Source organism: [Actinomadura] parvosata subsp. kistnae, assembly GCF_900323885.1.
In the GTDB taxonomy this organism is placed as follows: domain Bacteria; phylum Actinomycetota; class Actinomycetes; order Streptosporangiales; family Streptosporangiaceae; genus Nonomuraea; species Nonomuraea composti.
The window spans coordinates 996,359-1,023,249 of sequence record NZ_OOHJ01000022.1 but is presented as its reverse complement, the minus strand read 5'-3'; the positions used below and the strand labels follow the sequence as shown (position 1 = coordinate 1,023,249).

The window sequence follows — 26,891 nt, the reverse complement described above, 5'->3', positions numbered from 1 at the left end:
GGTCCAGGACATGCGACTGCTGGTGGTTGAGGACGAGGAGGACCTGGTCGACGCGCTGCGCGTCGGCCTCGTCCGGGCGGGCTACGCGGTGGACGTCGCCTACGACGCTCCTTCCGCGCACGAGAAGCTGCAGGTCAACACCTACGACCTGGTGCTGCTCGACCTGAACCTGCCGGGCGGCGACGGCTTCCAGCTCTGCCGGACGGTCCGCGCGGCCGGCAAGGGCGTGCGCATCATCATGGTGACGGCCCGCGACCGGCTGGACGACCGGGTGCGCGGCCTCGACGAGGGCGCCGACGACTACCTCGTCAAGCCGTTCGCCTTCCCCGAGCTGCTGGCCCGGGTGCGGGCGCTGCTGCGCAGGGACACCGGCGGCGGCACGTCCGTGCTGGAGGTGGGCGGTCTGCGCATCGACACCGCGCGGCTGGAGGTGTCGCTGGACGGCAGGTCGCTGGCGCTCACCCCCAAGGAGTACGGCGTGCTGCACTACCTGATGACCCGCCCCGGCCACGTCGTGTCGACCGAGGAGCTGCTGGAGCACGTCTGGGACGAGCACGCGGACCCGTTCACCAGCACCGTCCGCGTCACGGTCGGCAACCTGCGCCGCAAGCTGCAGGAGGACGGCCTCATCGAGACCGTGATCAGCCGCGGCTACCGGCTGAAGGAGCCGACGTGATCCACACGATCCGCTTCCGGCTCACGGTCCTGTACTCGGGGCTGCTGTTCGTGCTGGCCGCGCTGGTGCTGGGCGGCATCTACTTCGCCGTGTCCAAGACGACCGAGCAGCGCCCGTTCACCACCGAGTACGCCAAGACCTACAGCGGCGACCAGTACCTCGGCAAGCGCGAGGTGGTGTTCGTGGAGGAGGTCGAGAACGCGGTCAACGTGCGCACGATGGCGACGCTGCGCGACTTCTCACTGCTGACGCTGGCCTGCCTGTACGTGGCGAGCCTCGGCATCGGCTGGGTGCTGGCCGGCCGGGTGCTGCGACCGGTGCGCTCGATCACCCGTACGACGGAGGAGATCCAGGCGACCGACCTGAAGCGGCGCATCAGGCTGCGCGGCCCGCGCGACGAGCTGAAGGACCTCGCCGACACCATCGACACGATGCTCGACCGGCTGGAGGAGGCGTTCAGCGCGCAGCGGCAGCTCATCGACGACGCCTCGCACGAGCTGCGCAGCCCGCTGACCATCATCAGGGCGAACGTGGACGCGGTGCTGGCCGCCCCCGACGCCAGCGAGGAGGAGCGGGCGCGGGCGGTGGCCATCGTGGACCGGGCCACCACCCGCATGACCAGGCTGGTGGAGGACCTGCTGGCCAGCGCCAGGCGGCAGGGCACCGCGTTCGCCGACGCCGACCTCGACCTGGCCCGCGTGGTGGGGGAGGCGTGCGACGAGTACGCCACCCCGGCCGCCGTCCGCGACCTGACCATCGAGCGCACGCTGGGCGCGGGCCTTGCGATGACCGGCGACGCCGACGCGCTGCGCCGCGCCGTGTCCAACCTGCTGTCCAACGCCGTACGCCTCTCGCCGCCCGGCGGCCGGATCGAGGTCGGGGCGGGCAGGAGCGACGGCATGTTGTGGGTGAGCGTCCGCGACGACGGCCCGGGGCTGCGCGAGGCGGACCAGTCGCGGGTGTTCGACCGCTTCTGGCGCGGCGAGGCCAGCCGCCGGGACCGGCACACGGGCCTGGGGCTGGCGATCGTCCGGCAGATCGTGGAGTCGCACGGGGGGCGCGTGGAGGTGAGCTCGCGGCTCGGGCAAGGGGCGACGTTCACGCTGTGGCTGCCGCCGAGCGCCTCCGGCAGATCGCCCGTGTGAGGAGGAAGGCCACGACGGGCAGCACGAACACGGCCACCCGCAACCCGCCGACGACCAGCGCGTACGTGTCGGGCGGCACGGTGAGCAACGTCGGCGGCGCGGGCGGCGGCGCCGGCAGCCCCGGCGCGGAGTGCATCGCGGGCGGCGCCACCGACACCCACGTGCCCGCCCAGAGCGTGGTGAAGAACGTGATCACCGCGACGCCCAGCGCCGTGCGCACCGGGGCCTGCGACGGCCGGTCGAGCAGGTGGTGCACGTCGCGGTCGCCGCTGTAGCGGCGCTCGATGAACGGGTACAGGAACAGCACGCCGAAGAAGGCGAGCAGGATCAGCGGGGGGATCCACAGCCCGGGCTGCAGCACGTACCCGCCGATGGGGAGCTCCCACGCGGGCACCAGCCGCTGCGCCCCGTCGAGCACCCCGAAGTACCAGAACGGCTGCGCCGACGGCGGCGGCGCGCCCGGCCGGTACGCGCCGTGCTCCCACACCGGGTTGACCCGCACGAACGTGGCCAGCAACGCGAGGAACCCGATCGTGAACAGCGCCGTGGCGCCGTTCTTGACCGCGAAGTAGGGGAAGAACGGCCCGCCGCTCACCTGGTGCTCGCCGGCGGCCGTGGCGCGGCGTTCGGTGTGCTTCTGCCGCCAGGTGAGGATGAGGGCGTGCAGCGGCACCACCGCCAGCAGGATGCCGGGGATCAGCAGCACGTGCAGGGCGAACAGGCGCGGGATCACCTGGCCGGGGAACCCGCCGTCGAACACGAACGCCGACAGGTACGTGCCCACCAGCGGCACCGACAGCAGCACCCCCTGCGCCTGCCGCAGCCCCGCCAGCGCGAGCTGGTCGCCCGGCAGCGAGACCCCCAGGAACGACTCGAACAGCACCAGCCCGAACAGCAGCACGCCCAGCATCCACGTCAGCTCACGCGGCCGCCGGAACGCGCCGGTGAAGAAGACCCGGCACAGATGGGCCACGATCGCCAGCACGAACACGGTCGCCGACCAGTGGTGCAGCTGCCGCACCAGCAGCCCGCCGCGCACCTGGAGGCTGAGCTCGACGGCCGACTCGTAGGCCACGTCGGGGTTCGGCTTGTAGAACAGCGTCAGGAACGTCCCGGTGAGCACCAGCATGACGAACGCGTACAGGGCCAGCTCGCCCAGCAGGAACGACCAGTGGCTGGGGAACAGCTTGCGGAGCTGGGGCCGCAACCAGCGGCCGAACGGCAGCCGGTCGTCGAGGTAGATCGCCGAATCGACGGCGGCCTTGGCGGAGCCGACGATGATTCTGGGCCGCCACTTGGGCTTGGTAGGAGTGGCCATGGGGGCCTCCTGGTGGGGGTGTGATCCGATTCTGCACCTCCCGCCCGCCTTTCTCAAGAATTGGTGTAAACCAATTGGTCTAATCCAATTTTCGGTTAGGTGGTCGTATAATTGGATTAGACCTGTCATAGGGTCCTGACCAGCATAAATGTTGACTTGAGAGAGGAGTGCAGTTTCATCATCAATTTCACCGGTAGAGTCCGGGACAGAGGCGTTGATTGGAGCAGTGGTGGCCAAGTACGTTTACGACTTCACCGAGGGCAACAGGAATCTCAAGGATCTTCTCGGCGGTAAGGGTGCGAACCTCGCCGAAATGACCAATCTCGGGCTGCCCGTTCCGCATGGATTCACGATCACCACCGAGGCGTGCCGCCACTACCTGGCGGAAGGCTCCGTACCGAGCGGGCTCGACCAGGAGGTCGCCGAGCACCTTGAGGCCCTCGAAGCGAAGATGGGCAGGAAGCTCGGGCAGGCCGACGACCCGCTCCTCGTGAGCGTGCGCTCCGGGGCGAAGTTCTCCATGCCGGGCATGATGGAGACGGTCCTCAACATCGGGCTCAACGACGAGTCGGTGCACGGCCTGGCCAAGCAGTCGGGCGGCAACGACCGCTTCGCGTGGGACTCCTACCGCAGGCTCATCCAGATGTTCGGCAAGACCGTGCTCGGCATCGACGGCGACCTGTTCGAGCGGGCGCTCGACGACCTCAAGGGCCGCCGCCACGACACCGACCTCGACTCGGGCGAGCTGCAGCAGCTCGTGGAGACGTACAAGGGCATCGTGCGCGACCAGACCGGCAAGGACTTCCCCGCCGACCCGCGCGAGCAGATGCGCCTGGCCGTCATGGCCGTCTTCGACTCGTGGAACGCCCCGCGCGCCATCCTCTACCGCCGCCAGGAGCGCATCCCCGCCGACCTCGGCACCGCCGTGAACATCATGGCCATGGTCTTCGGCAACTACGGCAACGACTCCGGCACCGGCGTCGCCTTCACCCGCGACCCCGGCTCGGGCCAGCAGGGCATCTACGGCGACTACCTCCAGAACGCCCAGGGCGAGGACGTCGTCGCCGGCATCCGCAACACCATCCCGCTGCAGGACCTCGAACACCTCGACAAGCCCTCCTACGACCAGCTCGTCGACATCATGGAGACCCTGGAGAACCACTACAGGGACCTGTGCGACATCGAGTTCACCATCGAGCGCGGCAAGCTGTGGATGCTGCAGACCCGCGTCGGCAAGCGCACCGCCGCGGCCGCCTTCTGCATCGCCACCCAGCTCGTCGACCAGGGCCTCATCACCATGGACGAGGCCGTCACCCGCGTCACCGGTGACCAGCTCGCCCAGCTCATGTTCCCCCGCTTCGACGGCGGCGCCGACAAGAAGAAGATCGCCAAGGGCATGAACGCCTCGCCGGGCGCCGCCGTCGGCAAGGCCGTCTTCTCCTCCGAGCGCGCCGTCGAGCTGGCCGGTCAGGGTGAGGACGTCATCCTCGTCCGCCGCGAGACCAACCCCGACGACCTCGCCGGCATGATCGCCGCCAGGGGCATCCTGACCAGCCGCGGCGGCAAGACCTCACACGCCGCCGTGGTCGCGCGCGGCATGGGCAAGACGTGCGTGTGCGGTGCCGAGGACCTCGACGTCCAGACCGCCGAACGCCGCTTCACCGCCCCGGCGGCGTCGTCGTCTCCGAGGGCGACGTCATCTCCATCGACGGCACCAGCGGCGAGGTCTACCTCGGCGAGGTCCCGGTCGTCGACTCGGCCGTGGTCGAGTACTTCGAAGGCGCCACCGAGCCGCAGGACGACCTCGTCAAGGCGGTCGACCGCATCATGCGCCACGCCGACGCCAAGCGCCGGCTCGGCGTGCGGGCCAACGCCGACACCCCCGAGGACGCCGCCCGCGCCCGCCGCTTCGGCGCGCAGGGCATCGGGCTGTGCCGCACCGAGCACATGTTCCTGGGCGAGCGCCGCCAGCTCGTCGAGGACCTCGTGCTGGCCTCCTCCGACGAGGAACGCCAGGCCGCCCTGGACGCCCTGGAACCCCTCCAGAAGTCCGACTTCATCGGCATATTCCAGGCCATGCAGGGCGCCCCCGTCACCATCCGCCTCATCGACCCGCCCCTGCACGAGTTCCTGCCCGACATCGTCGACCTGTCCGTCAAGGTCGCCACCGGCGCAGCCACCGACAAGGACCGCAAGCTCCTGACCGCAGTGAAGCGCCTGCACGAGCAGAACCCCATGCTCGGCCTGCGCGGCGTCCGCCTCGGCCTGATCATCCCCGGCCTGTTCGCCATGCAGGTCCGCGCCATCGCCCAGGCCGCCGCCGAAGTCCCCGGCGCCCGCCCCGAGATCATGATCCCGCTCGTCGCCGCCGTCCAAGAGCTGGAGTCCGTACGCGAGGAAGCCGTCAAGATCCTCGCGGACGCCGGCGTCGACGCCCTCATCGGCACCATGATCGAAGTCCCCCGAGCGGCCCTCACCGCCGCCCAGATCGCCGAAGCCGCCGAATTCTTCTCCTTCGGCACCAACGACCTCACCCAGATGGCGTGGGGCTTCTCCCGCGACGACGTCGAAGCCGCCTTCTTCTCCCGCTACCTCGACCTCGGCATCTTCGGCGTCTCCCCCTTCGAGACCCTCGACCGGGAAGGCGTCGGCCGCCTCATGGAAATCGCCGTCCGAGAAGGCCGCCAAGCCCGCCCGGACCTGCACCTGGGCATCTGCGGCGAACACGGCGGCGACCCCGACTCGGTCCACTTCTGCCACGACGTGGGCCTCGACTACGTCTCCTGCAGCCCGTTCCGCATCCCGGTGGCGAGACTGGAAGCAGGCCGAGCCGCCCTGACCGAAACCGACTCCGACACCCGCTGACCGCACCCACCCCGACCCAAAGGTCCTCGCCTCCGGCTCGGGCGTCCTCCCAAACCGCGCCCACCCCAATCCCGTTTACCGGGTGGGCCGTTGGGAGCCCACCCCGAACCAAAGGGCCTCGCCTCCGGCTCGGGCGTCCTCCCAAACCGCGCCCACCCCAATCCCGTTTACCGGGTGGGCCGTTGGGAGCCCACCCCGACCCAAAGGGCCTCGCCTTCGGCTCGGGCTGTGCCTATCGGGGATCGCGGCTTCGCCACGATCCCCGGGCGAGGGGGCTTCCCAGCCCCCTCGCGCACCCCCGGCCGCAGACCATGGAATCCACCCTCATCCCGAGCCCTTCGACCGAACCCAGCAAGCACACGGCTGCCACTGAAGGCCGGCCGCCCACTCCTCCCCAGCCCTTTCAGCGGCACCTCATGCGACTCCTCGAGCAACTTGGCCTCGGTGCTCTGCATGGAGCCTCCAACTCAGATCCACGTGCCACTGGCGCCGCTCGCCATCCTGATGCCGGCGCACCAGGCTGGGGCAGTCAGTCACGGCCCCGCCGCGCCTGCTCATCGGGCCCCGGCCTGAGCGAGCCGCCCAGCGGGGCAACGGTGGCTGACGTGCTTGTTCGGGCAGCAAATCATGGCGATGCTGGAGAACCGGCCATCCTGGAGCCATTCACCCCACTGCACATCGACGCCACCAGACAGCAGTTCAAGGGCGGTGGCGAGCCGGTCGTCCAGGAGGATCCGCTCGGGCGAGCGCAGCGCGGCGCGGATCTTGCCGTACTCGGCGGCCAGCCACTCGGCCGCCTCCCGCACGTCGTCGACCGTCGCTGCGATCCGGGCGGCAGGCTTGGCGAGCCAATCACCGGTCCGCATGGGTGGCAGTGCCGAGCTGGTGAAGTCGGGAGACGTGGTGCGGCGCTCGGCCTCGTTGCCACGGTCGGCTCCGGCGCCCGTCCAGGTGTAGGCGTGCCAGTGCATGTTCAGCGCGCTCCCGTACAGTTTCTGGGGGCGGCCCCTGCTTGCTAGTCCCAGGCAGGGGCCGCCGTCTCGGCTCTGCTAGAGGGTGGTCATGCCGGCGGCGCGCAGCTCGGCACCGGTGAACCGGAGGGTCCCGGCGTCCGGGTTCTTCGAGTCACGCAGGGCGAACGCGTCCGCCTCGCCGGGGATGGGGGCGAGCTCGACGCAGGACTCGCCGTCCTCGTTCTGCTGGTTGCCGCCGCACCGCTTGGTGAACCTGGCGCCGTCGAGTGGCGCCGCGTACAGATCCAGCATGGGATCTCCTTTCGTCCGGCCCTGGTCGGGGCCGCCCATCGCCCGGGCGCGGGGTTGCGCCCGGGGGCTTGATCCCTGGCGGACACCGGCAACCGGCGGACCAGAGTTGTTCATGGTGCGGCGACGCCGCGTTGCAGGGACGACTGCCAGACCAGCAAGGACGCGAGTGTCACGGCGTCCGGCTGCTCGATGGTGGCCACCACGCCGGCCTCCCTCAGCTCCGGTTCAAGCGACACCACCGGCTCCTCGGAGAGCGGCGTACGCTGTCTCCTGCGTTTGTCGCCGGTCGCCCGGACGACGGGACCCGCCTCGTTGGGGTCGTGTCCGCGGGCGCGCACGGTGCTGCGGGCAGCCGCGCCGGAAGGATCGTCGCCGGCATGCAGGCCGGGTAGTCGGTTCCCCGCGCCCGGCGATGGCGTCCGGAAGTGCTGTCAGCCGCTCTGCCCGGCGCGTCCCGTCCATGCAGCGAGACAGTAGTCACGTACGGTGACGGCGCCTTCACAAACGTAAAGGCTTCTCAGTGGAGCACGCCCATCCGCCAGGCGAGGCCGCGGATCTCACGCGCGGTCGCGCCGTGTGGCGCTCGTTGGAGGAGGTCCAGGACGAGGTCCTGGACCAGAGGGTTGTTGTAGATGCGGTTCGGGGACAGCTTCTCCGCCTGGCGCAGCTCGGCGGCGGCTTGCTTGATGTGGCCCAGCATGGCGTGCGCCCGGCTCTTCTCGATCGCCAGAGAGGCGCGGCGGCCACGGCTCGGCAGCGCGCCGCGCTCCACCTGCGAGGCGTGGTCGAGCGCCCGGCCCGGCTCGCCGGCTTCCACCGCGAGGAGCGTCCTCCAGGAGCCGACATTGCTGCGGCCGAACCATTGCCAGGCATCGGCGCGGTCGCCCACCCGTACGGCGAGCTGCTGAGCCTCCGTGGCGTGCGCGTCCGCACCAGCGTGGTCACCCGCGATCATGCAGGCGAGCGCCGCGGTCAGCCGCAACATCCCGTACACCTCCTGGGCGGTTCGATCGCTGCCGATGTGCGGCTCCACCATGTCCGCGGTGCGCGCGGCCGTGCGCAGCGCCCGGGACTGGTCGGCGGAGCTGCGGCAGTGCGCCTGCGCGAACGCGGCGGCGCCGATCCACACGTCCTCACCGAGGAGACGGGCGGCCCGGTCCGCACGATCGGCCGCGATCCACGCCAGGTCGATGTAGCCGGTGTGGCGGAGGAAGAACGTGGCCGCCGTGCAACGTCGACGAGGAGACGCAGAGCGATCTCCTGGTCCGCGCCGGCGGCTGTGGCGGCGTGCACGTGCAGCTCGCCGATCGTTGCAGGCAGCAGACGGGCGAGCGTCGTCTGGTCCGACTGTTGACGCGCCGCGAGGATCGGACCCGCCCACTCCGCCGCGACGACGCCGATCGGCCGCACGGGCATGTCGGGCGGGTCCATCAGGGACGCGTCGAGCAGGACTTCGCGCAGCCGCGCCGGCACGATCCGGCCACGCTGGAACGGCACCGCGGGCGCCGGGCCGCCGAGCAGATCGGTGGCTGACGCGTCCAGCGCTTCGGCCAGCGCCGCGATGTCGCTGCGCTTCTCCAGCCGCCGCTTGCCGTTCTCGATCAGGGACAGCCACGCGGGGCTCCGGCCGACCAGGCCGGCCAGCACTTCCAACGACATGCCGCGAGTGAGCCGAGCGGCGCGGACGTGCTGTCCGATACGCCGCGTGCTCTCGTCAGGTGCAGCCATGGGCCTACCCTTGACTGGTTCCGATACCACTGCCGAGGCTACGCGCGTACGTGCGGGTCTGGGGAGGGAACGCTGATCACCCCGCCCGCCCGTGGCACTTTCTCAGCCTGGCTGAGCGTCTGGCTGTGACCCTGTGCATGGACGGCCCTGACGATTAGGCTGATCCGCCATGTCCGAGAGGATGCGGTTCTTCTACGAAGGCGAGCCCGAGCCGCAGACGGCCGAGGAGTGGGAAGCGTTCATGAACGATCCCGAACGTTCCCGCGGCTATCCAGAGATGCTCCCGGCGGAGGGCATCACGGCGGAACAGTTGCTGGAGCAGACGTCGGCGGTCAACACCCAGTCCATCGTGGACAGCGCCGACCTACGCGAAACCATTCCAGAACCAGGTGATCCACCCGTCGAAGACACCGACCCTCCGAGGGTGGTCGCGGAGGGGCCGGACAAGGACGCGACGGGCGTGTCACCCCACGCCGACATCTGGGTTGTGTTCAGCGAGCAGGTCACCGAAGCTCAGGTAGCACTGAAAGGGCCCAGCGGGGAGCCAATCGCCGGGATGTCCAGGCAAGAGAATGAGGACATCGCTTCATTTCTGCCGGAAAAACCCCTGACCGCCCACACCCGCTACACCGTAGGAGTCTCCGGCGCCGAAGACGCGGCCGGCAACGTGATGCCCGTCCCGCACAGCTGGTCCTTCACCACAGGCGGCCCGAAAGTCGACCCACCTACGGTGAATGGCACTCACCCCGCCGAGGGCGAAACCAACATGCCGGTGGACACCGCCGTCATCATCATTTTCCACGAAGCTGTATCCGGCGTCCGGATCACGGTCAAGGACCCCTCGAACGCGACCGTGCAGGGAACGACCACCGGCGACACCGCCACGTGGACGTTCACCCCGGCCTCACCGCTCGCCCCCTCGAAGACCTACCGCGTCGAGGTGAGCGGCGCCACGGACCGTTCCGACAATGTCATGACGCCCTACACCTGGTCGTTCACCACAGCAGGGGATGCGTGATCGCCTGACTACCGGCGAGCGACGATCGCCGGCAGGGAGGCGCCCGCGAGCGGGCCGGGCGTTCACCGGCGGGTGGTCTGGGGCAAGACCCGGTCGTGACCAGTAGATCCCACCCCGTCCTCTACGTCATTGGTTGCGGCGCCCGCCCCTGCGGCCAGCTCCCGGAGTTCGTCACCTGGGCGCAGGGCCTCGGGTGGGAGGCATGTGTGATTCTCACGCCCAAGGGGGTCGAGTTCGCTGACGTTCCCAAGCTCGAAGAGCTCACCGGGTACCCCGTGCGCAGCGAGTACAAGCGCCCTACCGAGCCCGACGTACTGCCGTGGCCGGCGGACGCGTTCGTGGTCGCGCCCGCCACCTTCAACACGATCAACAAGTGGGCGGCGGGGATCTCGGACACGCTTGCCCTGGGCCTGCTCAATGAAGGGCTCGGCCTGGAGGTGCCGATGATCGCGGTGCCGAACCCGAACGTCATCCTTGCTCGGCACCCGGCGTTCCAGCGCAGCGTGCAGGACTTACGGTCGTGGGGTGTCCGGGTCATGTTCGACCCCGAGAGGTATCCGCTTCCCAAATCCGTGCCCGGCGCGTCTCCGACGAGCCTGTTCCCATGGCCTGCGCTCCGTGACGAGTTCGCGAACGCCGCTCGCGGGATGCAGGGGTAGGCGCGACACGCCAGGGACCGCACTGCTGCACGCCCAAGGTGGACTTCTACGCCCCCTGGGTCAAGGTGTGGTGGCGACCCGTTCGGCCGCGCTGCGCAGCACGCAGAACTCGTTCCCCTCAGGATCAGCGAGCACGGCCCACCCCGTCCCATCCTCCCGCCGCCGATCAACGACAAGAGTCGCCCCCAGCCGGATCAGCCGCTCCACCTCCTCCTCCCGCGAGCTCTCCGGTCGCAGGCACAGGTGGAGCCGGTTCTTGCCGGTCTTGGGTTCCGGCACCTGGTTGAAGTACAGCACCGGCCCTTCGGACAGCATGACCTGCGTCTCCTCGTCCCCGGGCCGGTCCTCGGGGTGCATCGGGCACCCGGTCACCTCGCTCCAGAAGCGGGCGAGCTCATAAGCGTTCGCGCAGTCGATCGCCACGTTCTGCACCACAGACACCATGCGTCGATCATGCACGGAGAAGCAGCCGCATGACGACTGCTCATCATGACGTCCCGGATGCCCGTTGTCCGCGTCGGCGCTCTTGCCGTCGGACGAGACGTGGAAACCCAGAATCAGCTTGCGCATGTGATGCTCCCGCGCTGAGGTCCGGCGTTCGGACGGGCGGGCGCGCGCGGCCAGTCGAGGTCGGCGCGATAGGGCCAGGCCCGCATGACCTGGCGGTAGCTCTCGCCGGTGACCCGCGAGGGCGGCAGGCCGGGCAGCGAGAACGCGGCCCGGTGCACCGCCGCCCTCGCCTCGGCGTCCTGCTCGCCGCGCACCGCGCGCAGGGTGTGACCGGCGGGGACCTTGGGCTCGGGGAGGGCGTCGAGGTCGAGGCGCATGTGGGTGAAGAACACGCCGGACTCCTGCGCGCGGTATCCGTGGCGGCGCAGCACCTGCGCCAGGTCCGTCTCGGACTCCAGCAGCGTGACGTCGCGCTCCGGGCCCTCGACCGCGCCGTCGAACCAGCGCAGGATCTCCTCCGCCAGCTCGGGGTGGGCCGGGTCGAACCGCAGGTCGAGGGTGCCGTTCCGCTGCGCCCACGCCCACGCGACGACCTGTCCGTCGTGCTCCCACAACGACGTGGGCCACTCCGGCTCCCTGCCGACATGCTGGAAACGGGACCAGGCCAGGTCTCCGATGTGCCAGCGACTGTCGGGCGACCAGAGCCGCCGGGTCAGGTCCTGCATGGCGCGCAGGTCGCCGGGTCCGTCGTAATCGCGCCGTTTCATCCGGCAGATCCTACTGACCGCGGACGATCATTCCGGTCTCGGACGGCGACAGGTTCAGAGGCTGTCGAGGAACTCCTCCAGCACCTTGTTGTAGTCGTCGGGCCGCTCCACGTTGGGATACGCGGCGGCTCCCTCGATCGTGACGGACCGCCCGCCGGCCACGGCCCGTACGAGCTGCTCGGCCGACCCGATGTGGTCGGGTGACGACTCGGCCCCGTGCACGGCCAGCACCGGCACGTCGATCGAGGCGACGCGTTCCGCGGCGCCGGGCACCGGCACGAGGAGGTCGGGCTCGCCGACGGAGTGCTTGGACATCGTGCTCCTGGCCATCCGCATCATCCGGCTCACCAGCAGGGGGTCGAGGTCGTCCAGCGTGCGGCGCGGGCCGGGCAGGAGCCTCGCGTACGCTTCCACCGCCGCGTCGAGGTCGCCGGCGGCCATCGCGGCATGCCAACGGCCCATGACCTCGATGAGCCACGGGTCCTCGAAGCGCGGCGCGCTGCTGCCCGCCCCGCTGACGACCAGCGCGCTGACGAGCTCGGGGTGCTCCAGCGCGGTGTCCACGGCGGTGCCCGCGCCCATGGACACGCCCACCAGGACGGCGGGCCCGGTGTCGAGGTGGCGCAGCAGGGTGGCGAGGTCGTCGGTGAGCCGGTAGGGCTCGGTGCCGTTGGCGGAGCGGCCGTGGCCGCGCGCGTCGGGGGCGATCACGCGGTGGCGTGCGGCGAAGAACCGGATCTGGTCCTCCCACATGCCGTGGTCGAGGAAGCCGCCGTGCAGCAGGACGAGGGGCCGGCCGGTGCCGCGATCGATCCAGAACAGATCTTTCATGACAACCAAGGTGTCATATCGGACCCAAGGATGACAACCGAGGTGTCATCATGGAGGGGTGAGAGAGCCAGATCCGCGGCCGGTGACCGACCGGCTCGCCGAGGTGTTCGACCTGGTCGGGCCGCTGTATCGGCGGGCCCAGCGCAAGGTGGAGCAGGACGCCCCCATCGAAGGGCTGTCGGTCGGCGTGCGAGCCGTGCTCAACCTGCTGCGCGAGCACGGCCCCATGACCGTCCCGCAGATGGGGCGCGCCCAGGCGTTGAGCCGGCAGTTCGTGCAGCGCATGACGAACGACGCGGCCGGGCTCGGGCTGGTCACCTTCGAGCCCAACCCGGCGCACAAGCGGTCCTCGCTCATCCGGTTGACGGAGGAGGGAGAGCGGGCCATCGGCGCCGTGCTCGACCGCGAGCGGGCGGTGCTCCGCCGGATCGGCGGCGACCTGACGGAGGCCGACATCGACGCCTGCCTGCGCGTCCTGTCCCGCCTGCTCCACCTTCTCGACGACGTCGACGTGGATTAGCACCCCGAAACGTGTCGTGCGGACAGCGAAAAGGAGGCCGAACAAGGGTGTCGCAGAGCGGATAAAGAGGCGGGGACACCGGCCGCGCGTCCCTCGTGCCAAAATGACGCGTTTCCAGAAAGCGCCGGCATCCGGAGAGAGCGGACGTCAATCAAATAATGCGCAATCTGTCCATTAGCGAGATCGACAAGTGATGGTGCCGATTTTCGGCCGATCGGATATTACGCGGCCCCTGGTCAATGTGGCGGAATGGTCGTGACGGCGACAACCCGCCACATCACCAGGCACTCGGAAGGGGAACCACGTGACCGTTCTCGCTGAGGTATCCGGCAACGTCACCGCCATCGGCTACGGCCTCGCCGCCATCGGCCCGGGCGTCGGTGTCGGCATCATCTTCGGCCAGGGAGTTCAGGCCATCGCCCGTCAGCCGGAAGCGTACCCGCTGATCCGGCAGAACATTCTCCTCGGCTTCGTCCTCACCGAGGCGCTCGCCCTCATCGGCCTGGTCGCGCCATTCCTTTTCCGGGTCATGCAGTAGCGGCGGGCTCGTCATTCCAGTCGGGCGGCGTCACCGTCCCCGACTCCCAATCGCGGCGCAGAATCGCGTATCCCGCCGTGTCGTGCACCGTGCCGTCCGGAGCGGGCCACGCCTCCCGGTAATGCGACTCCTTGACATACCCGCACTTACGAAAGACGGCGCGCATCGTGTGGTTGTCCTGCCGCGTATTGCCCTCGATGCGCCTGATCCCGGGGAATTCCGTGAACAGGTACGACGTGAGCCACTTGACGGCCGCCGTGCCGAGACCGCGCCCCCGCCACGCCTTCCTGATCCGCAGGTCGAACATGGGGGTGCCGTCGGTGAGGTCCTGGAGCCGTACCAGCCCGGCCCGCTCCCCGTCCGCGAGCAGCCAGAACGTGCGGCTCTCCGCGTCGTCGTAGAGCCCTTCGGCGGCCCGCTGCCGGATCGCCGGCGCCTCCTGGACGCTCGCGTGGAAGGGCCACTCCTCGCCGGTCAGGAACTCGACCAGCGCTTCGGTCTCGTCGGGGGAGAAACGGGAGAATTCAATGTGCACGGGACCGATCGTCCCGAGGGGCCGTGCACGCGGTCAAAGGGTTTAACCGCCCGGCCCGGCGATGCCGCGAGGGGCTTGTCGTGATCAGGGGTTGTCCAGGAAGCGGGCGCCCGGGCCGGGAGCGCGGTGGACCGCACTGGACGGCAGGTGGGTGTGCCCGCCGGCGCATTCGAGCGTGACCCGGACCGGCTCTCCACAGACGTCATCGTCGTCGTCGGCGGGCCGGTGGCGGACGACGACCGACGGCCCCTCCGGCCCGGCGAGGTACTTGTCGCCCCACTCCAGCAGCGCGATCAGCGTGGGCCGCAGGTCGAGGCCCTGCTCGGTGAGGTGGTACTCGTAGCGCTGCCGGTCGCCGGGCTCCTGGTACGGGACGCGCCGCAGCACCCCCGCCGCCACCAGGGTGTCGAGCCGGGTGGACAGGAGGTTGCTCGCGATGCCCAGACGGGCACGGAACTCCCCGAAGCGCCGCGCGCCGTCCAGCGCCTCGCGCACGATCAGCAGTGACCAGCGCTCGCCCACGACCGCGAGGGCGCGGGCCACCGAACAGTTCACCGGGTCGATCCGCTGCGTCCGCACGGCTCGATCGTACCCACCTGGGTTGACATTTTCCGCTCAGCCTCCGTACGTTCGTCGCGCTGAGTTTAAGAACTAAATCCAGGAGGACGGGCCATGCCCATGCTCGACGTCCACATCCCCGAAGGCGCGCTCTCACAAGAGGCCGAGGCGGCGCTCATGAACCGCATCACCGAGATCCTGATCCGCCACGAGGGGTTCGACCCCGCCGACCCGGTGACCAGGTCCGTCTCGTGGGCGTTCCTGCACCGGCCGGCCGCCGTGTACGTCGGCGGGGCGCCCGCGAGCGCGCCCCGCTACAAGGTCGTCCCGTCCGTGCCCGAAGGGCAGCTCGACGCGGAGGCGCGCGCGGGCGTCGTCGCCGAGATCACCGAGGCGATCCTGGACGCCGAGAACGGCGCCTGGCCGCGCGACCCCGGCAGGGTCTGGGTGTTCCCGACCGAGATCCCCGAGGGCCACTGGGGCGGGAACGGGCAGATCCGGCCGCTGGCCTCGATCCTGGCCCGGCTCACCGGGGACGAGGACCGGGCCGGCGCGCTCGCGGCCGAACGCATCACCGCCAGCCGGGCCGAGCACGCCCGGTGCCCCTGAGCCCGCCTGGCGCTCTCAGGGGCGCCGGGTCCAGCGCGTCGGCGGCCTCCCCGGCTCCTTCCGATGAAGGGCGGGGCTCAGCTGATGGTGACGGTGTGGCGCAGGTCGTTGAGGCCGGTCGCCGGCTCCCAGACGCCCTCGTTGGCGAGCCTGATCGAGTACTCCGGCCGCGCGGACAGCAGCGGATCGGGCAGGCCGAGCAGCAGCGCGTAACGGCCGGCGGGCAGGGACGCGGGCACCGTCACGGTCTGGCTGATCGTGCTGGTGGCCCCGGCCGCCCACCTGCGCGGGTCGGCCGAGAGCGGAAGGCGGTGCAGCGCCCCGGTCGAGGTGTTGCGCAGCACCAGCTCCAGGCCGCGCGGGTTGAACGGGGCCGCGTAGCCGTCGTTCCTGAGGGTGATGGTGACGGGCAGCGCGCCGCCGCGCGCGGCCGTGCTCGGGTACGTGCCGCTCCGCAGGGCGAGGCGGTAGCCGAGGCTGCGGGTGATCTCGGCGAGGCAACCGCCGGCGCTCCAGCTTCCCAGCACGCCGGTGTGGTAGTCGGTGTTCAGGTACGACCAGTGGAAGCGCGACAGCTCGTCCTTGGCCGTCGGGCAGTCCGAACGCGGCGGGTTGGGGTTACAGGTCTCCCCGCCCATCGCCACGTACGAGGTATCCGCCTCCAGGTAGGGGTACTCGACGGCCGCGTTCTCGTACGTGCCGTAGTCGTCCGGGCTGGCCAGGAAGCAGTCGTTGTGGTGCCCGAGCCGCGCCACGGCCGAGCCGCCGTACGCCTGGCCGGAGCCGACCGGCGTCGTCGCGTACAGCGTGCGCTTGAACTTGGGGGTGCGCAGCTGCACCATCCGGGACGAGGGCAGGACGCTGAGCAGCTTGTCCACCACGGCCTTGCGGTTGGCCCAGTCGGTGGCGGTGACCGTGCCGGCGTTGCCGAAGTTCTGGGTGTAGTACCACTCGCCCCACGCGCCGATGAAGCCCGCCTGCATGAGGTAGATGACGTCCTTGTTCGCGTTCAGGTAGGGCTTGAGCTGGTCGAGGTGGGCCAGCACGCGGTCCTTGGCGGCGTCGGCGCCGTCGGTGGAGGTGGTGTAGGCGAAGCGCAGGATCATCTTCAGCCCCGCCGCGCGGACGGTGTCGAGCTGCTGCTGCAACTGGTCGAGCGCCGCCTGGCTGATGGGGGAGGTCCTGAACTCGGCGAGGTAGAACACGCACATCACGAGCGAGATGTTCTGGCCGGTGCGGTAGCTCTGCAGGGTGGCGAGGGAGAAGTCGTTCTTGTCGCAGTCGCCGGTGTGGTGGTAGAGGCCGCGCTCGGGGTTCGGGAAGTCGGCGGTCGTGGGGCTGTACGTGACCGTGCCGCGGCCGCCCGCGCCGCCCTGGGCGAAGCCGGTCGCCGGGTTCCGGTGCGTCACGGTGGTGGCCGTGTTCGTGGCCGAGGGGGCGGTGATGGCGGCCAGGGCCGCGGACGGCGCGACCAGGGTCGACGCGCCGAGGAAGGAGAGGAGGGTGAGGTAGCGTGCGAGCTTGCGCATGGGGCTCCTTGGCAAGGCCGGCGAGGAGTGTCGGACTTGCGACTAATCATGGAGTCCATGTGAATTAAGTCAAGGGCTTGCATGTGATTGCCATGCCCGGAAGGATGGTCTCTTGCCGTAATCAGGGACTCCACAGTAATCAAACGCCTCTGCTGGAGTGCGGCCAGTGCTCGGCGGAGACGAACACGTCGAGGGCCGGCAGGCTCGGACCGGCGTCTGCCCAGGCAGGGGAGTGAGCAGGAGGCCGGCCTGATCGGCCATCCGGACGGCGTGCAATGCGGCCAACGGCGCCGCCGAGCGGAGCCGGGCCAGGTCGTGCAGTGCCGTCGGGCAGCACCGCGAACTCCTCGCCGCTCACCCTCCGCACCGGCCCCCCTTCCGGTGGGCGAGCTTTCGCTTCAACCTCCTACGCGGGGCCGCCGTGGCGGAAAGGGGCGGTTCCTTACCTCAGGTGGCCGTCCATGTGGGCCGCCGGCAGCACCAGGCGCACGGCCTCGCCGTTGCCGCCGACGATGACCGCTTCGGGGGCCGCCTGCGCGGTCCACGACTCGGGCGCGGTGTGGGGCGCGAGCACGCGGTCGTACGGGCCGCGCTCGGGGCAGCCGAGGGTGCTGTCGCCGGCGATGAGGTACGGGCGGACGCCGGCGGCGACCAGGTTCCTGCATGCCACCTCCGCCACCTCCGGGTTGTCCTCGACGGACGTCACCCGCCCCGACTCGCCGGCCAGCCGGCACAGCAGCGCGGTGATCCAGCCGGTGCCGGTGCCGATCTCCAGCACGCGGTGCCCCGGGCGCAGGTCGAGGAGTTCGAGCAGGTCGACGGCGGAGCTGGGGGAGGGGGTGACGCAGGTGTAGGAGGCGGCGGCACCCGTGCCGAGGGGGGTGGCGATGGGCCGGTCGGAGTAGACGGCGTCCCACCAGGCGGGCGGGTCGATGTCGCGGTCGATCGGGACGGCGCCGCCGTCGTCGTCGAGCACCAGCCCCAGGGAGGGCACGAACCAGTGCCGTGGCACCTTCCGCAGCGCCTGCTCGATGGCGCCGGTGGCGGGCGGGCGCCGGGCGGCGATGCCCGCGATCATCGCCTCCACGCGCCAGGCCAGATGGGGGAGCATTGTCGAGCCTCGCTGGGGTCCGCCGTCGTGCCTGCTCACAGCGCCTCCTTCGGCTGGGCGAATGCTAAGGGTGACCGTACGATCACGGGTCGCAGTGTGGCAAGGCCGTTCAGAAAACCCGGTCGGTTTGACCCGTTTCGACCTTGCTTCACGGGGGCCGGGCTTGTCTGCACCGCTGCGTACGACTCATCCTTGTATCTCCGCCGATGGCCGCTCGGGCGGACGCCTGCGACCAGCCGTCAGACGGGCGCTCGCGATCAGCCGCGGGACGGCGGGCGGTGGCGTTGGGCCGCGCGGGCGTGCGCCTCCGTCAGGATCTCCCGCGTAAGCTCCTCGTCCTCGGGGTTGAGGATCGAGATCCACGACTGGGCGGCGTACAGCGGATGCGGGATGATCCGGCCGAGCACCGTGTAGTCGATGCCGGCGTGGTGCTCGGCGTGCGCGGCGGGCGAGTAGCCGACCAGGCGCTCGAACGCGACCCGCCCGACCGCCACGTTGAGCCGGAAGACCCCCGGTCGGCCGAGGTCGGAGGCGGTGTCGAACCCCTCGTAGTCCTTGGTGACGATCGTCGCGTACGGCAGGCGGCCGTCGCTCGGAGGCCGGTCGAGGCCCTCCGGGGCGTAGTAGAAGAACGTGTCCCCCCACGCCATCTCCGGCGCCCCGATCTCCGGCCCGGCGGTGAACGCGACCGTCCCGGGCAGGCCGCTCACGAACTTGATGATCTCGTCCTCTGTCACAGTGAGGCTCCTTCCACTCGTTCCCCTCAATCGTCTCACTGCACCGCCCAGTGAGGCTTTTGCGGCGACGACCCTCGTACTGGCAGGAAAAGCTTCAAAGCGGATGACGGTCGGGCAAGCTTGGTCGCATGTCAGAGACCCCTCTTCCCGGCGGTTTCGTGAACGCCGTCGTCCGTGCCGGAGACACCGTCCGCCGCGTTCCGGGCCCGCGCGCCGCGTACGTGCACGAGCTGCTGCGCCTGTTCGAGCGGCGCGGCTGGGCGGGCGCGCCGCGCTTCCTCGGCCTTGACGAGCGGGGCCGCGAGATCCTGAGCTACGTGGACGGGCACGTGGCGTGGGAGGAGCGGCAGCCGGACGGCGTCACCTCCGACGAGAGCCTGGCGCGGGTGGCCGGGCTGGTGCGCGAGTTCCACGACCTGACCGAGGGCAGCGCGCTCGCCGAGGGCGGCGAGGTCGTCTGCCACAACGACCTTTCACCTAAGAACACCGTCTACCGCGACGGCGGCGGCGGGCTGCGGCCGGTGGCGTTCATCGACTGGGACATCGCGGCGCCCGGCCGGCGCGTCCACGACGTGGGGCACGTCTGCTGGCAGTACGCGGGGCTGGCGCCGGGCGCGGAGCCGGCCGAGGCGGCGCGGCGGGTGCGGGTGATCTGCGACGGCTACGGCCTCGCGGATCGCGGCGAAGTGGTGGAGAGCGTCCTGTGGTGGCAGGACCGGTGCCGGCGCGGCATCGAGGCGGACGCGGCCGCGGGCCTGCCGCACGCGGTCAGGCTGCGCGCCGCCGGGGTGGTGGAGCAGGTACGCGCCGCCCACGCCTGGGTCGCCGAGCACCGCACAGCCCTGGAACGCGCCCTCTGACGATCGCTGGAGCCCCGACCCGGCGCGGGCCCCGACTCAGTGCGGGCCTCAACCCAGTGCGGGCCTCAACCCAGTGCGGCCGGGCTGGGCTGCTCCAGGGGTACGTAGTCGTGGCGCATGCCGTGATCGCCCAGCCACTGCCGCAGCCCCGCCACCGCCGCCGGGTTGGCCGCGACCTGGGCCGCGTACTCCGACAGGGCGACCTCCTCCCCGTCGTCGAACAGCAGCCGCGCCGGCCCCGACCACGACAGCGTCCACTTGGCCTGGCCGAGCTCGATCAGCACGGCCTCCAGCGCCTGCCCCAGCACCCCGGCCAGCAAGGTGGGGGAGGGGTTCCAGCCCTGCTCCAGGAGCTTGGCCTCCAGCTCGGCCTGCCGCCCCCGCGCGATGGCCTCGAAGGCCGCGTCCAGGTACGGCCGGGCCGCGCCCATCACCTGCTGCCCGGCCACGGCGAGGTCGCGCACGGCCTCGGCGTTGCGGCCGGCGTACATGCCGTGCGAGATCAGCTCCTCCCACGACACCGGCCGCAGGGTCGCCAGCGCCTCGGGGCTCCACATCGACTGCTCGACCGCCTGCACGGCCACGTTCGGGTCGACGAGCAGGGTGAGGGCCGAGCGCGGATCGGGGACGTGCTGCGGCTCTGGCAGGTGCTCGATGGCGGCCAGGCGGTCGGCCAGGCTGGGGTGGGAGTCGTAGGGGGAGACCTCCTCGGGCTCCTCGCCCAGCTTGGCCAGCTCCGCCTGGCGTTCAGGGTCGCTCATGAGGGCGTGGAAGCCGCCGAAGACGGCGGCGGGGCGGGCGCCGCCGGCGCCGGTCAGGGACAGGTAGTTGCTGACGTAGAGGTCCCAGCCGGCGGCGGTGGTGTGGATCTTGCGCAGGGCGCCGGCCATGGCCTGCCGGCCGCCGATGGCCACGGCGAGCTGGTCGGCCTCCAGCTCCTGGCGGCGCGAGACGGCCTGCGAGACGCGCAGGTAGAGCTTGGCGTACCAGGTGAACAGGCGCTGGATGAACGGATGGTTGTGCAGGCCCTGCACGGTGGCGATGAGAGAGACCCGGCCCCGGTAGACGGGCGCGCCGAGGCGGGTGTGGGCGCCGCTGTAGTGGCCGAGCTCGTGCCCGAGCACGGCGCGCATCTCGTCCACGGTGAGCGTCTGCAGCAGCGGCAGCCCGATGAACATGCGCCGCCGCGTCGCCTTCAGGCCGAGGAAGCGGGTGTCCTCGGACACGGCCGCGTTCACCTCGGCGACGAGGCGGATCTCGTCGGGCGGCGCGGTGCGTACGCGCTGGGCGAGCTCCTCGACCGTCTGCCACAGGACCGGCTCGTGCTCGCGCCCGACCGGCACTCCGGGCTGCTCGCCGCCGCGGCGGCGGCTGACCATGAGGAGCGCGCGGACGAGCGCGCCGGCCGCCAGGGTGAGCACGATGGCGATCTTGATGGTGCTGGCGTGGAAGTCGACGAGGAGCAGGACGTCGAAGAAGACCGCGGCCGCCAGGAAGAGGCCGACCAGCACGTAGAAGCCGGCGAGCAGGGTAAAGGCCAGCACTGCTCGGAACGCTGTCGTCATGGGGGAGGGCTCCCGGGGAAGGGTTTCTCGCGAGGCTTGACACTAGCGGAGACCTGAAACTGGATAAAATCACTTCACTGATGCCGTACTACGACGAGCATGACCAGGAGCGTTGGGTTCCGGAACTTCCCGGCAATCCGGAACGCGCCGCGTTCGAGCGTGACAGGGCCCGGGTGCTGCACAGCGCCGCCCTGCGCAGGCTGGCCGCGAAGACGCAGGTGGTGGGCCCCGGTGAGACCCTGGGCGGCGGCCAGCACATCCCGCGCACCCGCCTGACGCACTCGCTCGAATGCGCCCAGGTGGGCAGGGAGATGGGCGCCACCCTGGGCGTCGACCCCGACCTGGTGGAGACCGCCTGCCTGGCCCACGACCTGGGGCATCCGCCGTTCGGGCACAACGGCGAGATGGCGCTCAACGCGCTGTCGGCCTCGTGCGGCGGGTTCGAGGGCAACGCGCAGAGCCTGCGCCTGCTCACCCGCCTGGAGGCCAAGGTGCTCACCGAGGACGGCCGCAGCGCCGGCCTCAACCTGACGCGCGCCGCGCTCGACGCCTCCATCAAGTACCCGTGGACCCGCGACAAGTCGCCCAAGTTCGGGGTGTACGACGACGACCTGCCGGTGTTCGAGTGGATCAGGGAGGGCGCGCCGGAGGGGCGGGTGAGCTTCGAGGCGCAGATCATGGACTGGGCCGACGACGTCGCCTACTCGGTGCACGACCTGGAGGACGCCCTGCACTCCGGCCACGTCACCCCCGAGGCGCTGCAGTCGCCGGTCGAGCGCGCCCAGGTGTGCGAGACCACCCGCACCTGGTACGCCCCCGGCGCCGACCTCAACGAGCTGGAGGAGGTCTTCGCCAAGCTGATCGCCGACCCGCTGTGGCCGCGCCGCTTCGAGGCGACCATGGCGGACCTGGCCGGGCTCAAGGCGCTCACCAGCGGCCTCATCGGCCGCTTCTGCCGCTCGGCGCAGGCCGCCACCAAGGAGGTGTACGGCTCCCGCCATCGCGCCGACCTCGTCGTGCCGCACGCGACGAGGCTGGAGTGCGCGCTGCTCAAGGGCGTCACCGCGCACTACGTGATGACCACCGCCGACCACCACGCCAACCAGGCCAGGCAGCGCGACCTCATCACCGAGCTGGCCTCCCTGATCACGCTGGGCGCGCCGGCCACGCTGGAGCCCGCCTTCCGCCCGGCGTTCCTGGAGGCCGCGAACGACGCCGCCCGCGTCCGCGTGGTGATCGACCAGATCGCCTCGCTCACCGACACCTCGGCGGTCGCCTGGCACCGCCGGCTCTCCCGCTGACCGAGAGCGGGCACCGCCGGCTCTCCCGCTGACCGAGAGCGGGCGCCGCGGGCCGTCCCGCTGATCAGGAGTACTCGAGCCCTCCCGCTGACCAAGAGTTCGTCAACGGGCCAGGTCGCTCGGCACAACCCGCTTTCCCGACGACCCCGGCGGGCGCATACTGCGCCCATGGCCACATATGTGATCGTCGGAGCCGGGCTCGCCGGCGCGAAGGCGGCCCAGACGCTGCGCGAGGAGGGCTTCGACGGCGAGATCGTGCTGATCGGCGCGGAGACCGAACGGCCCTACGAGCGACCGCCGCTGTCGAAGGGATACCTTCAGGGCAGCAGCGAACGCGAGGAGATCTTCGTCCACGAGCCCGGCTGGTACGCCGACAACGACGTGGATCTCCGGCTCGGCATCAGGGTCACCCGCATCGAGCCGGCTCATCACCTGGTCAGACTGGGGGACGGGTCGCGCCAGCCGTACGACAAGCTGCTCATCGCGACCGGCGCCGTGCCCAGGCGGCTGCCGGGGCCCGCGTACTACCTGCGCACGGTGGAGGACAGCGAGGCGCTGAAGCGCCGCTTCACCGGCGGCGCGAACGTGCTGGTCGTCGGCGCGTCCTGGATCGGGCTGGAGACGGCGGCGGCGGCGCGCACGGCCGGCTGCCAGGTCACGGTCGTCGAGCCCGAGCCGACCGCGCTCAACCGGGCGCTCGGCCACGAGCTGGGCGAGCTGTTCGCCCGCCTGCACGCGAGCAAGGGCGTGGAGCTGCGCTTCGGCACCGCCGCCGCGGAGATCACCGAGACCGGCGTGCGGCTCAGCTCGGGCGAGCGGCTCAGCGCCGACCTGGTCGTGGTCGGCATCGGCGCCGCGCCGGAGGTCGGGCTGGCCCGCGACGCGGGCCTCGACGTCGGCCAGGGCATCCTCACCGACGCCTCGCTGCGCACCTCGCACCCCGACGTGTACGCGGCGGGCGACGTCGCGGAGTTCCACCACCCTGTGTACGGCCGCCGCATCCGCGTCGAGCACTGGGCCAACGCCCTGCACGGCGGCCCGGTCGCCGCGCGGTCGATGCTCGGCCAGGAGGTCGTCCACGACCGGCTGCCGTACTTCTACACCGACCAGTACGAGCTGGGCATGGAGTTCTCCGGCGACATCGAGGGCCACGACGAGATCGTCTACCGGGGCGACCCGGAGAGCCTGGAGTTCGTGGCCTACTGGCTGCGCGACCGCCGCGTGGTCGCCGGCATGAACGTCAACGTCTGGGACGTCGTGGACGACATCCAGGAGCTCATCAGGTCGGGCGTCACCGTCCATCCAAAGGAGCTGTCGTCGGGGTGAGGGTGACGACATCGTCGTCGTCCTTCTTGGGGCTCTTCTGGGGCTGCGGGGTCTTGCTGGCCTGCGGCGGATCCTGCTGCTGCCGGACCGCGCCGCCGCACTGCACGGTGCACTGCGGCGTCTCGCCCAGCTTGCCGCGCAGCTTCAGCGTCTCCTCGCGGGGCGACAGCGTGCGGTTGCCCTCCTGCCAGGCGTCGAGGTAGTCCCACGGCTTGACCATGCCCCGGCGCACCCACCAGAAGGCCGGGCCGGTCTTCCACGAGATCGCGAAGTAGAGGTTGGGGCCGGCGTCGCGGGCGTTGCCGCTGCGGCCCACCTTGCCGAGGACCTGGCCGCCCTTGACGCGGGTGCCGGGCTTGATGCCGTCGGCCACCGAGTCGAGGTGCCCGCCGAGGTAGCGCACGCCGTCGTCGCCGATGATCGTGACGAACTTCCCCTCGCGGGTGGCGCCCGCGTCGGTGGACGGCGACCACCGGTCCTGGACGTTCACCTCGTCCACGACGCCGCCGACGGGCGCCACGAACGCGCAGCCCTGCGGCGCCCAGATCGTCGTCTTGGGCAGCACGAGCAGCTTGCGCTGGTACTCGGTCTTACATCCCTTCACCGGGAAGGTGTAGGTGTACTTCGACAGCTTCGGCGGCGGCACCTTGACCGGCTCGCCGCCCTGGGGCGGCTGCTCGGCGGCCATGTGCTCCGGCGTGGGAGCCGTCGCCGCCGGCGTGGCGCCGGCCGACGGCGGCGGTGTGGTGGGCGACGTGGCGCCGACCCCCGCCAGCCCGGTGGCCTGGGTGCAGGCACCGGTCAACAGCACAGCGCCCGTGACGGCCGCCCATCGTCCGACAAGCCCCGATCGCATGATCTCCACCCGTGTCACCGTTTCCACCGACAACCTTTACCTTTGTAGCCGACCCGGGGACCCCGCATCACCGGTTTCCCCCTTTAGCAGCCGGGAGGTAACTCTCGCCTACCTCCCCGCCCCGCCGCTCCAGGACACCCCGCGCGGGGCGGAACCGTCGGTGGGGCGGAATAGACTTCCCGGCGTGGCTGGCCGGATCCGTGATGTCGACATCGCCCTCGTACGCGAGCGCTCCCCCATCGCCGACGTGATCGGCGAGCACATCCAGTTGCGCAACGCCGGAGGCGGCAACCTCAAGGGCTTGTGCCCCTTCCACGACGAGAAGACGCCGTCGTTCAACGTCACGCCCGAGCGCGGCATGTACTTCTGCTTCGGCTGCTCCGAGGGCGGCGACGTGATCACGTTCGTCGAGAAGATCGAGCACCTGTCGTTCAGCGAGGCGGTCGAGCGGCTGGCGCAGCGGGCCGGCATCCAGCTCCAGTACGAGCAGGGCGGCTACGTGCCGCGGCGCGACCACGGCGAGCGGGCCCGGCTGATCGAGGCGCACCGGGCGGCGGCGGAGTTCTACGCCGACAAGCTCATGGGGCCCGACGCGGCGCCGGGGCGGCGGTTCCTGTCGGAGCGCGGGTTCGAGCGGGCCGACGCCGAGACGTTCGGGGTGGGCTACGCGCCCAACGAGTGGGAGGCGCTGAGCCGCCACCTGATGGGGCGCGGGTTCACCGCCGACGAGCTGGTGAAGGGCGGGCTGGCCAAGGAGGGCCGGCGGGGGCCGATCGACCGGTTCCGCGGGCGGCTGATCTGGCCGATCCGGGATGCGACGGGCGATGTGATCGGTTTCGGCGCGCGGAAGCTGCTCGATTCCGATGACGGGCCGAAATACCTGAATACCCCTGACACGCCGCTTTACAAGAAGAGCCAGGTGCTCTACGGGATCGATCTCGCCAAACGCGAGATCTCCAAGCGCGCGCAGGCGGTGATCGTCGAGGGATACACCGACGTGATGGCCTGCCATCTCGCCGGCGTGCCCACCGCCGTGGCCACGTGCGGCACCTCGTTCGGCGAGGAGCACATCAAGATCCTGCGGCGCTTCCTGCTCGACCAGGCCGAGTTCCGGGGCGAGGTGATCTTCACCTTCGACGGCGACGCGGCCGGGCAGAAGGCGGCGCTGCGGGCGTTCGCCGACGAGCAGAAGTTCGTCACGCAGACCTACGTCGCGGTGCAGAGCGACGGGCTCGACCCGTGCGACCTGCGCATCAAGCAGGGCGACGCCGCCGTGCGCGACCTGATCGCCAGCCGCGAGCCGCTGTTCCAGTTCGCGATCAGGAGCACGATCTCCCGCTACGACCTGCGCAGCAACGAAGGCAAGATCGCCGCGCTCGACGCGGCGGCGCCGATCGTGGCCGGCATCAAGGACGTCGGCCTGCGCAAGCGTTACGCCATCGACCTCGACCGGTGGCTCGGCTTCATGGACGAGCGGTTCGTCATGCAGCGCATCGCCGAGGTGGCCGGCGCCCAGCAGGGCCGCCAGCAGCGTGCGCCCAAGGCGGCGCCGGTCGATCCGAGCGTGCGGGTGGAGCGCGAGCTGCTCAAGCTGGCCGTGCAGCGCCCCGCCCTGCTCGGGCCGCGTTTCGACGCGCTCGACCCGCAGGCGTTCACCGCGCCCGACCACGTGCTGCTGCACCGCGTCATCGTGGCCGCCGGAGGGGTCGCGCAGGCGGGGGCGGGCGGCCGTGAGTGGGTCGACCTGCTGGTGCAGCACGCCCACGAGGAGGGCGCGCGGGCGCTGGTGACCCGCTTCGCGGTGGAGCCCATCCAGGTCGACGCGCACGCCGAGGAGCGTTACGCCGGCGACATCCTGACCGCCGCCGAGGCGATGCCGCTCGACCGGGCGATCGCGCAGGTCAAGTCGCGCATCCAGCGGCTCAATCCGGTGGAGCAGCAGCAGGAGTACAACAAGCTGTTCGGGGAGCTGGTGGCGCTGGAGCAGCAGCGCCGGGTGCTGCGTACCCGGGTCGCCGGCGGTAGCTGAATCCGGAAATTTCGGCAAATGGTGTCCGCATAAGTCCTGGATAAAGCTCGGGTGACCCGTCGTGACCGTGGGTGAGCGGCGGGTCTGGCTCCAGA

The 26,891-nt window shown here is 70.7% G+C and carries 27 protein-coding genes and 1 pseudogene; 12 read left to right on the top strand and 16 right to left on the bottom strand.

Annotated features, from left to right (window positions below; translation table 11 throughout):
- Positions 1-10: 10 nt before the first annotated feature.
- Together KIS93_RS47375 and KIS93_RS47370 are read left to right on the top strand one after the other, a co-directional pair.
- Entirely contained in the window at positions 11-676 is a 666-nt protein-coding gene (locus tag KIS93_RS47375; RefSeq protein WP_080041847.1) for a response regulator transcription factor, read from the top strand.
- On the top strand, positions 673-1,821 hold the full coding sequence (locus tag KIS93_RS47370) for a HAMP domain-containing sensor histidine kinase (RefSeq protein ID WP_186404843.1): 1,149 nt from the start codon (positions 673-675) through the stop codon (positions 1,819-1,821). The genes KIS93_RS47375 and KIS93_RS47370 overlap by 4 nt, the downstream gene beginning before the upstream one ends.
- Here the strand turns inward: KIS93_RS47370 and KIS93_RS47365 are convergent.
- Positions 1,775-3,139 (bottom strand): cytochrome b, encoded by a 1,365-nt coding sequence (locus tag KIS93_RS47365; RefSeq protein WP_186404842.1) that lies wholly within the window; start codon positions 3,137-3,139, stop codon positions 1,775-1,777. The two genes, KIS93_RS47370 and KIS93_RS47365, sit on opposite strands and share 47 nt — an antisense overlap.
- A 229-nt stretch (positions 3,140-3,368) precedes the next feature.
- Here KIS93_RS47365 and ppdK point away from each other — a divergent pair.
- A pseudogene (ppdK, locus tag KIS93_RS47360) lies at positions 3,369-6,004 on the top strand (pyruvate, phosphate dikinase).
- 554 nt (positions 6,005-6,558) lie between these two features.
- Here ppdK and KIS93_RS47355 read toward each other — a convergent pair.
- The 5 genes from KIS93_RS47355 to KIS93_RS66400 form a co-directional block, all read right to left on the bottom strand.
- A complete protein-coding gene (locus KIS93_RS47355; RefSeq protein ID WP_080041845.1) occupies positions 6,559-6,975 on the bottom strand; it encodes a hypothetical protein in 417 nt (138 codons plus the stop codon).
- Positions 6,976-7,053: 78 nt separating this feature from the next.
- Entirely contained in the window at positions 7,054-7,269 is a 216-nt protein-coding gene (locus KIS93_RS47350) for a DUF397 domain-containing protein (RefSeq protein WP_080041844.1), read from the bottom strand.
- A 110-nt stretch (positions 7,270-7,379) separates the two neighbouring features.
- The gene (locus KIS93_RS67915) at positions 7,380-7,505 is read right to left on the bottom strand and encodes a hypothetical protein (protein ID WP_268966886.1); all 126 of its coding nucleotides are present in this window, start codon (positions 7,503-7,505) and stop codon (positions 7,380-7,382) included.
- 281 nt (positions 7,506-7,786) lie between these two features.
- Positions 7,787-8,254 carry a hypothetical protein gene (locus tag KIS93_RS66405; RefSeq protein WP_230465479.1) on the bottom strand — a complete coding sequence of 156 codons (468 nt, stop codon included), beginning with the start codon at positions 8,252-8,254 and terminating at the stop codon, positions 7,787-7,789.
- Positions 8,242-8,928, bottom strand: coding sequence for a helix-turn-helix domain-containing protein (locus tag KIS93_RS66400; protein ID WP_230465478.1), 687 nt, complete (start codon positions 8,926-8,928; stop codon positions 8,242-8,244). The genes KIS93_RS66405 and KIS93_RS66400 overlap by 13 nt, the downstream gene beginning before the upstream one ends.
- Before the next feature lie 238 nt (positions 8,929-9,166).
- Here KIS93_RS66400 and KIS93_RS47340 point away from each other — a divergent pair, with 238 nt between their 5' ends.
- On the top strand, positions 9,167-10,015 hold the full coding sequence (locus KIS93_RS47340; RefSeq protein ID WP_080041843.1) for an Ig-like domain-containing domain: 849 nt from the start codon (positions 9,167-9,169) through the stop codon (positions 10,013-10,015).
- 95 nt (positions 10,016-10,110) lie between these two features.
- The gene (locus KIS93_RS47335) at positions 10,111-10,674 is read left to right on the top strand and encodes a flavoprotein (RefSeq protein WP_155128358.1); all 564 of its coding nucleotides are present in this window, start codon (positions 10,111-10,113) and stop codon (positions 10,672-10,674) included.
- 60 nt (positions 10,675-10,734) lie between these two features.
- Here KIS93_RS47335 and KIS93_RS47330 read toward each other — a convergent pair whose 3' ends face one another.
- From KIS93_RS47330 to KIS93_RS47320, 3 genes are all read right to left on the bottom strand, one after another.
- Positions 10,735-11,118: a VOC family protein gene (locus tag KIS93_RS47330; protein WP_080041841.1), complete on the bottom strand. Its 384-nt coding sequence runs from the start codon at positions 11,116-11,118 to the stop codon at positions 10,735-10,737.
- 113 nt (positions 11,119-11,231) lie between these two features.
- Positions 11,232-11,891 (bottom strand): hypothetical protein, encoded by a 660-nt coding sequence (locus KIS93_RS47325; protein ID WP_186404841.1) that lies wholly within the window; start codon positions 11,889-11,891, stop codon positions 11,232-11,234.
- Between the two features lie 54 nt (positions 11,892-11,945).
- The gene (locus KIS93_RS47320; protein WP_080041840.1) at positions 11,946-12,722 is read right to left on the bottom strand and encodes an alpha/beta fold hydrolase; all 777 of its coding nucleotides are present in this window, start codon (positions 12,720-12,722) and stop codon (positions 11,946-11,948) included.
- 58 nt (positions 12,723-12,780) lie between these two features.
- Here KIS93_RS47320 and KIS93_RS47315 point away from each other — a divergent pair, with 58 nt between their 5' ends.
- Complete coding sequence (locus KIS93_RS47315) at positions 12,781-13,242, top strand: MarR family winged helix-turn-helix transcriptional regulator (protein ID WP_080041839.1); 462 nt, start codon at positions 12,781-12,783, stop codon at positions 13,240-13,242.
- 304 nt (positions 13,243-13,546) lie between these two features.
- Positions 13,547-13,780 carry an ATP synthase F0 subunit C gene (atpE, locus tag KIS93_RS47310; protein ID WP_080041838.1) on the top strand — a complete coding sequence of 78 codons (234 nt, stop codon included), beginning with the start codon at positions 13,547-13,549 and terminating at the stop codon, positions 13,778-13,780.
- Here atpE and KIS93_RS47305 read toward each other — a convergent pair.
- Together KIS93_RS47305 and KIS93_RS47300 are read right to left on the bottom strand one after the other, a co-directional pair.
- On the bottom strand, positions 13,770-14,315 hold the full coding sequence (locus KIS93_RS47305; RefSeq protein WP_080041837.1) for a GNAT family N-acetyltransferase: 546 nt from the start codon (positions 14,313-14,315) through the stop codon (positions 13,770-13,772). The genes atpE and KIS93_RS47305 overlap by 11 nt on opposite strands.
- An 84-nt stretch (positions 14,316-14,399) precedes the next feature.
- On the bottom strand, positions 14,400-14,894 hold the full coding sequence (locus KIS93_RS47300) for a winged helix-turn-helix transcriptional regulator (RefSeq protein WP_080041836.1): 495 nt from the start codon (positions 14,892-14,894) through the stop codon (positions 14,400-14,402).
- A gap of 93 nt (positions 14,895-14,987) precedes the next feature.
- Between KIS93_RS47300 and KIS93_RS47295 the strand changes: the two genes are divergently transcribed.
- A complete protein-coding gene (locus tag KIS93_RS47295; protein WP_080041835.1) occupies positions 14,988-15,482 on the top strand; it encodes a tautomerase family protein in 495 nt (164 codons plus the stop codon).
- A gap of 77 nt (positions 15,483-15,559) precedes the next feature.
- Here the strand turns inward: KIS93_RS47295 and KIS93_RS47290 are convergent, their stop codons facing one another.
- The 3 genes from KIS93_RS47290 to KIS93_RS47280 all read right to left on the bottom strand — a co-directional run bounded on the left by KIS93_RS47290 (position 15,560) and on the right by KIS93_RS47280 (position 18,859).
- Positions 15,560-17,011, bottom strand: a complete 1,452-nt coding sequence (locus KIS93_RS47290; RefSeq protein WP_080041834.1) for a DUF4832 domain-containing protein — start codon at positions 17,009-17,011, stop codon at positions 15,560-15,562.
- A gap of 442 nt (positions 17,012-17,453) precedes the next feature.
- Positions 17,454-18,122 (bottom strand): protein-L-isoaspartate O-methyltransferase family protein, encoded by a 669-nt coding sequence (locus KIS93_RS47285; RefSeq protein WP_080041833.1) that lies wholly within the window; start codon positions 18,120-18,122, stop codon positions 17,454-17,456.
- 257 nt (positions 18,123-18,379) lie between these two features.
- Complete coding sequence (locus KIS93_RS47280) at positions 18,380-18,859, bottom strand: DUF6194 family protein (protein ID WP_186404840.1); 480 nt, start codon at positions 18,857-18,859, stop codon at positions 18,380-18,382.
- A gap of 128 nt (positions 18,860-18,987) precedes the next feature.
- Between KIS93_RS47280 and KIS93_RS47275 the strand changes: the two genes are divergently transcribed.
- On the top strand, positions 18,988-19,719 hold the full coding sequence (locus tag KIS93_RS47275) for a phosphotransferase (protein ID WP_080041832.1): 732 nt from the start codon (positions 18,988-18,990) through the stop codon (positions 19,717-19,719).
- 65 nt (positions 19,720-19,784) lie between these two features.
- Here KIS93_RS47275 and KIS93_RS47270 read toward each other — a convergent pair whose 3' ends face one another.
- A complete protein-coding gene (locus KIS93_RS47270; protein ID WP_080041831.1) occupies positions 19,785-21,284 on the bottom strand; it encodes a M48 family metallopeptidase in 1,500 nt (499 codons plus the stop codon).
- Positions 21,285-21,364: 80 nt separating this feature from the next.
- Between KIS93_RS47270 and KIS93_RS47265 the strand changes: the two genes are divergently transcribed.
- Positions 21,365-22,585 (top strand): deoxyguanosinetriphosphate triphosphohydrolase, encoded by a 1,221-nt coding sequence (locus KIS93_RS47265; protein WP_080041830.1) that lies wholly within the window; start codon positions 21,365-21,367, stop codon positions 22,583-22,585.
- Between the two features lie 168 nt (positions 22,586-22,753).
- Positions 22,754-23,911: an NAD(P)/FAD-dependent oxidoreductase gene (locus KIS93_RS47260; protein WP_186404839.1), complete on the top strand. Its 1,158-nt coding sequence runs from the start codon at positions 22,754-22,756 to the stop codon at positions 23,909-23,911.
- Here the strand turns inward: KIS93_RS47260 and KIS93_RS47255 are convergent.
- Positions 23,877-24,722: a M23 family metallopeptidase gene (locus KIS93_RS47255; protein ID WP_246005471.1), complete on the bottom strand. Its 846-nt coding sequence runs from the start codon at positions 24,720-24,722 to the stop codon at positions 23,877-23,879. The genes KIS93_RS47260 and KIS93_RS47255 overlap by 35 nt on opposite strands.
- 229 nt (positions 24,723-24,951) lie before the next feature.
- On the opposite strand from KIS93_RS47255, the gene dnaG reads away from it, so the two are divergent.
- Positions 24,952-26,796 carry a DNA primase gene (gene dnaG, locus KIS93_RS47250; protein ID WP_080041827.1) on the top strand — a complete coding sequence of 615 codons (1,845 nt, stop codon included), beginning with the start codon at positions 24,952-24,954 and terminating at the stop codon, positions 26,794-26,796.
- The last annotated feature ends 95 nt before the right edge of the window (positions 26,797-26,891 follow it).